7 protein-coding genes are annotated in these 7,536 nt (G+C 71.7%); 3 read left to right on the forward strand and 4 right to left on the reverse strand.

Translation table 11 applies throughout. From position 1 onward, the window contains the following. Window positions 1-29: 29 nt before the first annotated feature. A complete protein-coding gene (locus tag J1M44_RS10945) occupies window positions 30-1,691 on the reverse strand; it encodes an L-lactate permease (protein ID WP_060775467.1) in 1,662 nt (553 codons plus the stop codon). Between the two features lie 201 nt (window positions 1,692-1,892). Between J1M44_RS10945 and J1M44_RS10950 the strand changes: the two genes are divergently transcribed. The 3 genes from J1M44_RS10950 to J1M44_RS10960 are packed head-to-tail and all read left to right on the forward strand — an operon-like array spanning window position 1,893 to window position 5,085. After that, on the forward strand, window positions 1,893-2,756 hold the full coding sequence (locus tag J1M44_RS10950; protein WP_060775468.1) for a (Fe-S)-binding protein: 864 nt from the start codon (window positions 1,893-1,895) through the stop codon (window positions 2,754-2,756). Next, complete coding sequence (locus J1M44_RS10955) at window positions 2,753-4,393, forward strand: LutB/LldF family L-lactate oxidation iron-sulfur protein (RefSeq protein WP_206481038.1); 1,641 nt, start codon at window positions 2,753-2,755, stop codon at window positions 4,391-4,393. Before J1M44_RS10950 ends, J1M44_RS10955 begins: the two co-directional genes overlap by 4 nt. Beyond that, window positions 4,390-5,085, forward strand: coding sequence for a LutC/YkgG family protein (locus tag J1M44_RS10960; protein WP_206481045.1), 696 nt, complete (start codon window positions 4,390-4,392; stop codon window positions 5,083-5,085). Before J1M44_RS10955 ends, J1M44_RS10960 begins: the two co-directional genes overlap by 4 nt. A gap of 32 nt (window positions 5,086-5,117) precedes the next feature. On the opposite strand, the gene J1M44_RS10965 is transcribed toward J1M44_RS10960, so the two are convergent. From J1M44_RS10965 to J1M44_RS10970, 3 genes are read right to left on the reverse strand one after another with little or no spacing between them, the layout of a single operon-like run. Beyond that, window positions 5,118-5,327, reverse strand: coding sequence for a DUF2871 domain-containing protein (locus J1M44_RS10965; protein WP_241253033.1), 210 nt, complete (start codon window positions 5,325-5,327; stop codon window positions 5,118-5,120). 21 nt (window positions 5,328-5,348) lie between these two features. Beyond that, window positions 5,349-5,477: a putative transporter small subunit gene (locus J1M44_RS11805; protein ID WP_020624128.1), complete on the reverse strand. Its 129-nt coding sequence runs from the start codon at window positions 5,475-5,477 to the stop codon at window positions 5,349-5,351. Window positions 5,478-5,510: 33 nt separating this feature from the next. Then, on the reverse strand, window positions 5,511-7,208 hold the full coding sequence (locus J1M44_RS10970; protein ID WP_206481047.1) for a sodium:solute symporter family protein: 1,698 nt from the start codon (window positions 7,206-7,208) through the stop codon (window positions 5,511-5,513). Between the last annotated feature and the right edge of the window lie 328 nt (window positions 7,209-7,536).

Raw genomic sequence — 7,536 nt, forward strand, 5'->3', positions numbered from 1 at the left:
ACGCCGCCCCGCTCGGGTGGTGCAGGCGGTCAGCCCGCCGCCGGCAGCATCCACGCCAGCACGTTGGACTGCAGGTACACGAGCGTGCACACCGCCAGCAGGAGCACGAGCGACCACACCACCACGCGGCGCAGGATCTCGGACTCCCGGCCCTCCATGCCGACCGCCGTCGCGGCGATCGCCAGGGACTGCGGGGAGATCATCTTGCCCACGACGCCGCCGGAGGTGTTGGCGGCCACCAGCAGGGCCGGATCGGCGCCGATGTTCGTGGCGGCGGTCTGCTGCAGGGTGGAGAACAGGGCGTTCGCGGAGGTGTCCGAGCCGGTCACGGCGGTGCCGAGCCAGCCGAGCACCGGGGACAGGAACACGAAGGCCGCGCCCAGGCCGGCCACCCACGTGCCCATGGCGACCGTCTGGCCCGAGAAGTTCATGACGTAGGCCAGGGAGAGCACGATCACGATCGTCAGGGCGGACCAGCGCATGCGGGCGAAGCAGCGGCCGATCTCGGCGAGCGCGTTCCCCACCGAGAGCGGGAACCGGCCGTCGTGGTCGAACCGGGAGTAGACCACGGCCATGATCAGGCCGGCGATCAGCAGCAGCGTGCCGGGGGAGGCCAGCCACTCGAACTTGTACACGGTGCTCGCCAGGGGCGCGCCGGAGGCGTCGACGAGGTGCCCGTCGAGCCCGGGCCACGGGATCTTGGCGGTGGCGGAGTTCAGGGCCGCGGTGATCGAGGGGACCAGCTTGGCCAGGGCGAACACGGCCACGACCACGATGTAGGGCAGCACGGCCATGAAGATCCGGCCGGGGGTGAGGTCCTGCGCCGCCGCGCGGGCGGGGGCGTCGAGGCGCTGGCGGGCCTCCTCGGCGCCGCGCGGCCGCCAGAAGCGCAGCAGCAGGACGGCGGCGGCGAGGGAGACCAGGGAGGCCACGACGTCGGTGAGCTCGTAGGAGAAGTGGGTCGAGGCCAGCCAGATGGCGACGGCGAAGCTCGTGCCGATCACGATCAGTGCCGGCCACGTCTGCCGCACGCCGCGCAGCCCGTCGATGATGAACACGAGCAGGAACGGCACGAACACGGCCACGAACGGGGCCTGGTGGCCGACGATCGCGCCGATGTGCGTGGCGGGGATGCCGGTGAGCGTGCCCGCGGTGGTGATGGGGGTGCCCACGGCGCCGAAGGCCACGGGCGCGGTGTTCGCCAGCAGCACGGCGGTGGCCGCCCGCAGCGGGGGCACACCCAGGCCCAGCACCATGGTGGCCGTGATGGCGACGGGGGCGCCGAAGCCGGCGAGGGCCTCGAGCAGGCCGCCGAAGCAGAACGCGATGAGCACGGCCTGGATGCGGATGTCCCCGCCGCCGAGCGAGTCGAAGATCGCGCGCATGTCGTCGAATCGCCCGGAGAGCACGGTGACCTGGTAGAACCACAGCGCCATCACGACGATCCAGACGATCGGGAACAGGCCGAAGGTCGCTCCCTGGGCGGCGGCCAGCGCCGCCAGGTGGGCCGGCATGTGGAAGCCCAGCACGGCCACGAGCAGAGCCACCACGAGCGCGGCGAGCCCCGACTGCCAGGCCTTGAGGCGCAGACCGAGGAGGGTGGCGAAGAACGTCAGCAGGGGCAGGACGCCGAGCGCGGCGGAGAGCGCGACGCTGCCGGCGGCATCGGGGGTGGGGGTGAAGGTGTGCACGGGGGTCTCCCGGTGGGCGAGGGGACGGGGCGGGATCCGGTCGGGCCGGTGATGGTCGGACCACTGTGGTCAGACCAAGGAGCGTACTGTGAGGGCAGTCACCTTGCAAGGGGCTGGCATGATATGGTCTGACCACTACGGCACCCGTGTGCTGCCGCACCGCACGGCGCCCCAGGCGCCCCGTCCGGAACGGAGACCGGCATGAGAATCGCCCTGTTCGCCACATGCATCGTGGACGCGATGTACCCCAAGGTGGCCCTCGCCACCGTCCGCATCCTCGAGCGGCTCGGCCATGAGGTGGTCTTCCCGCCCGGCCAGGTCTGCTGCTCGCAGATGCACGTCAACAGCGGATACATGGAGGACGCCCTGCCCGTGGTGCGCAACCACGTCCGCACCTTCATGAAGGCCGACTACGACCTCGCCGTCGCCCCCTCCGCCTCCTGCGTGGCCTCGCTCGGCCACCAGCAGCCGGACGTCGCCCGCTCCGGCGGGGACGAGGGGCTGGCCCGCGACGCCGAGGTCGTCGCCTCCCGCACCCTCGAGCTGTCCCAGCTGCTCACGGACGTCCTCGGCGTGACGGACGCCGGAGCCCAGCTCGGCTCCTGGTTCCCGCACACCGTGACCTACCACCCCTCCTGCCACGGCATGCGCCTGCTGCGCCTGGGCTCGCGCCAGGAGGACCTGCTGCGCACCGTCGCGGACATCGATCTGCGCCCGCTGCCGGACGCCGAGGAGTGCTGCGGCTTCGGCGGCACCTTCTCCCTGAAGAACCCGGACGTCTCCGCCGCCATCGCGGAGGAGAAGATCGAGAAGGTCACCGCGTCCGGCGCCTCCCTCTGCACGGGCGGCGACGCCTCCTGCCTGCTCCACCTGGACGGGGCCATGCACCGTCGAGAGGCGCGCGGTCAGGACGGCCGCCCGCTGCGCACCGTCCACCTCGCCGAGATCCTCGCGGCCACCCGGGAGAACCCGCTCGAGGTCGACGGCCCCGTCGAACTGTCCATCCCCGCGTCCGCCGGCGTCCGCCGCGGACCGTCCGCCCGTGTCGAGGAGGCTCGCCGATGAGCACCGCACCCACCCGCGTGCGCCTGGGAATGCCCACCGTCCGCCCCGTCCACGGCGAGGGCGAGATCCTGCTGAAGACCCCGTTCCCCGAGTCTGCCCGCGAGCAGCTGGGGAACGACCAGATGCGCGCCAACATCCGCCGGGCCACGCACACCATCCGTGCCAAGCGTGCCGGCGTCGTCGAGGAGCTGCCGGACTGGCAGGAGCTGCGCGCCGCCGGCTCCGCGCTGAAGCAGTCCGTCATGGCGGACCTGCCCGCGCTCCTGGAGCGGCTCGAGTCCGAGGTCACCGCGCGCGGCGGCGTCGTGCACTGGGCCCGGGACGCGGCCGAGGCCAACCGCATCATCACGGAGCTCGTCACCGCCAAGGGCGTGGACGAGGTGATCAAGGTCAAGTCCATGGCCACCCAGGAGATCGGCCTGGACGCCGCGCTCGAGCATGCCGGTGTGGCCGCCGTCGAGACGGACCTGGCCGAGCTCATCGTCCAGCTCGGCCACGATCGGCCCAGCCACATCCTCGTTCCGGCGATCCACCGCAACCGCCGGGAGATCCGGGACATCTTCCTCCGGGAGATGCCGGAGACGGACGAGAGCCTCACCTCCGAGCCGGCCGACCTGGCCGAGGCCGCACGCCGGCACCTGCGCGAGAAGTTCCTGAGCACGAAGGTGGCGATCTCCGGGGCGAACTTCGGCGTCGCCGAGACGGGCACGCTCTCCGTCGTCGAGTCGGAGGGCAACGGCCGCATGTGCCTGACCCTGCCGGAGACGCTGATCACCGTGATGGGCATCGAGAAGCTCGTGCCCACCTTCGAGGACCTCGAGGTGTTCCTGCAGCTGCTGCCGCGCTCGTCCACGGGCGAGCGGATGAACCCGTACACCTCCATGTGGACGGGCGTCACCGAGGGCGACGGCCCCCAGGAGTTCCACCTGGTCCTGCTGGACAACGGCCGCTCCGCGGTGCTGTCCGACCCGAAGGGCCGTTCCGCGCTGCACTGCATCCGCTGCTCGGCGTGCATGAACGTGTGCCCCGTGTACGAGCAGACCGGCGGCCACGCCTACGGCTCGGTCTACCCGGGCCCGATCGGCGCGATCCTCTCCCCTCAGCTCACCGGTGTGGACGCGGGGGAGAACGGCACCCTGCCCTACGCCTCCACGCTGTGCGGCGCGTGCTACGACGTGTGCCCCGTGGCCATCGACATCCCCTCGATCCTCATCCACCTCCGGGACGAGGACGTGCAGGCCACCCACGCCGCCCGGAAGGCCCGGCGCACGGAGGAGGACGCCGCTGCCGGCCCCCTGGCCCGTGCCAAGGCGACGGTGGAGTCCGTCACGCCCTCGCAGATGGACGTGGCGATGAAGGGCGCCTCCGTGGTGATGTCCTCGGGTCGGCGCATGTCGCTGGCCGAGCGGGGCCTGGGGTTGGGCCGGGTCGCGGCCGGGCCGGACCGGGTGCTCGGCTGGCTGCCGGGCATCGCCGGCGGGTGGACCGACGAGCGTGATGTGCCGGCGCCCCCGCGGGAGTCCTTCCGCAACTGGTGGGCCCGCCACAAGGATGAGACCGAGCACCGGACCGCCCTGGACGGCGTCGCCGGGTTGGACCGCCAGGAGGACGAGCACGTCGAGGAGGACGGACGATGAGCGAGGCGAAGGCCGAGATCCTGCGGCGCATCCGCGAGGCGACGGCGGACGGCCCGGTCGCGGACCCGGTGCAGCGCACCTACCGGCGGACCTCCTCCCGGGACCGGGCCGAGGTGGTGGAGATGCTGCGCGATCGGCTGATCGACTACCGGGCCTCCGTGCGGGACGAGACCGAGGAGACGGTGGCCGCGGCCATCGCCGAGCTGCTCGGCCCGGACGCCCGGTACGTGGTGCCGGCCGGTCTGGAGTCTGACTGGCTCCCCGCGGACTCCCGCGGGGCCGGCCGGGAGCGCATCACGGAGCCCGCGGTGGGCCATACGGGGGAGCGGGCCGCGGTCCGCGGCGCCCACGACGGCGAGCGCGAGCCCCTCAGCGTGGACGCGCTGAACGAGGTGGACGCGGTGGTGACGTCCTCGACGGTCTCCTGCGCGGAGACCGGGACGATCTTCCTGACCGGCCGCCCGGACGAGGGCCGCCGGGCGATCACCCTGGTCCCGGACCACCACGTGTGCATCGTGCCGCTGGACTCCGTGGTGGAGCTCTTCCCGGAGGCGCTGGCCCGCGTGGAGGCGACGGCGCCGATCACCATGGTCTCCGGGCCCTCGGCCACGAGCGACATCGAGCTCGAGCGCGTCGAAGGCGTGCACGGGCCGCGCCGCCTGGACGTGATCCTGCTCGACCGCGCCCGCTGACGCGGGCGCGGTATAGCAGGGGATCGATCGGGTCAGGCCCCCTCGATGACGGCGCCGCCGGTGCGGCCCGTCTCGAGGTGGGCCTGACGCTCCCGCACGCCGCCGTACAGGGCCACGAACAGCAGCGCGAGGCCGGCGGTCACGAGCATGTGGCCGAGCCCGGCGATGCCCGGGATGGCGGCCGAGGTCTCGGCGGGGGTCAGGCGGACGACCGCGTCGAGGGCGAGGACCACGAGGGTCACGGGCCGCCCCCGGCGGATGCCTCAGATGATCGAGCGGCCCTCGCGGCGGGCCGCGGCCCAGTCGGCGAAGAAGCCGCGGGCGATCGCGACGAGGACGGCCAGCACGAGGACGGGCCACATCAGGACGTACAGGGTCAGACCGACGGTCATGCGGATGCTCCTTGCGAGTCGGTGGACGGGGGATCAGGACACGGGGGCCGAGGCGCGCCCGACCTGCGGCAGGTCCTCGGTCGCGGGGTCGAAGTCGCCGGTCACGCGCGCGATCCGGTCGAAGTCGAAGTCCTGCCCGGAGCGGACAGACAGCCCCCAGCAGACGAGGAAGGACACGGCGTAGGCCACGAGCGAGCCCGTGAGGGTGGCGTAGTCCCGCAGGAAGCCGTAGCCGAGGAACAGCATCACCGCTGAGGCGACCGCGCCGACCACGATCGCCGGGCGCAGGCCGGAGAAGCCGAAGCACATGATGCCCAGCACGACGCCCACACCGAGGATCGCGAGGGTCTCCACCACGAACGCCCAGGCTCCCTCGAGCGGGATCCACTCGAAGCGCACGGGCAGGAACACGGCCAGCGCGGCGAGCACGGACACCGTGAACGCGACGTTGGTGATCTTGCCCCAGTAGAAGGACGCGATCACGGGGAACACGAGGCAGCCCCACAGGGCGCCCACGAAGACCAGCAGGTCGAGGATGTCGAACTTGGCGGTGGCGAAGTACAGGGCCGCCGCCGTCGCCACGATCATGGTGATGCGGCCGATCAGCAGCATGGTCTTCGGGTCGGCGTTCTTGCGGCCGACCGACTGGCCGTAGACGTCCGTCATCACGATCGACGAGAGGGCGGACAGGTCCGAGTCGGCGGTGGAGGACAGCGAGCCGATGATCATCAGGAACGCCAGGGCCACGAGCGCCAGCGGCAGGTGGTCGGCGACCATCTGCGGCAGGAGGTTGTTGACGTCGCCGTCGAGCGGCTCGACGCCCAGGTAGAGCGCCATGACGCCGAGCATGCCGACGCCGATCACGGTGCCGCCGTACCCGAGGGTGGCCGTGACGAAGGTGGGCTTGATGAGGTCCTCCCGCACGGCGAAGAGGCGCTGGGCGATGGTCTGGTTGCCGATCGCGTAGGCCAGCACCGCGGCGATGTACGGCGCGCCCTGGTTCATGAACGCGTCGGAGGAGAAGAAGCTCTGCTGCTGGGCCGTGACGTGGCCCGCTTCGACGCCGGTCTGGAACATGTCCGGGCCGCCTCCGGCGAAGAACACGGCGGGGATGATGATGACGGTCGCGCCGAGCATGGCCATCACCTGCGCGAAGTCGGTGAGCACGGAGGCGCGGAAGCCGGACCACAGGGTGTACAGCAGCACGCCCGCGGCCACGATCAGGATTCCCGCGCCGAAGGACAGCGGGGACAGCAGGGAGATCAGGGCGCCGCCGGCGATGAAGTTGGAGGTCAGGGAGATGACGGAGCCGAGCACGTTGGAACCGGCCAGCATGAGCTGCGAGGAGCGGCCGTGCCGGGCGTACATGACCTCGGCGAGGGTGTGGGCGCGCGGTGCGACCGTGCGGATGCGGCGGCCGAACGGGTAGATGAACAGGATCATCAGGGCGCCCCAGAGGCCGTAGTGGAGGGGGCCGGAGACGCCGTACGTGTAGCCGGCGGTCACGGAGGCGTACATGGAGGAGGCCCAGATCCAGGTGGCCGTCATGGAGGCGGCGGACACGCCGAAGCCGATCCGGTTGCCGGCCGTCATGTAGGCGTCGGCGTTCTCCTTCTTCTTGGAGATGGCCACGGACATGATCATGGTCCCGCCGTAGAACAGCACGACGAGCAGGATCACCCCGATCACGCCGAGCTGGGTCAGGGATGCTGCGTCCTGGGAGGGCGGCATCGGACTTCCTTTCGCACGAGTGACTGTGGACGTCCCGGTCCCCCGGCGCGGTCCGGTCGGGGCACGGCTCCGCAGGGCGGAGGGTGGCGTACCGATCACGTCGCGGCCAGGGGGCCGGGGAGGTGGAGGGCATCCCGCCGGGTCCCGAGTCCACGAACGGCGAGCTCTCTGCTCAAGCCATCGCGGTCCCTCGGCCCTGGGCGGCGCTGTCAACACCGGCATCCTGGCGGAACGAGCCCACCCGGATGGCGCGATCATCACATGGTCGGCGCAGAAATGGCAAAAACATAGAGCCCTTTCAGCAGGGTGGGGACCATGAGTGCCCGGC

The sequence above is a fragment of the Micrococcus sp. KRD128 genome, from assembly GCF_017168395.1.
Taxonomy (GTDB): domain Bacteria; phylum Actinomycetota; class Actinomycetes; order Actinomycetales; family Micrococcaceae; genus Micrococcus; species Micrococcus luteus.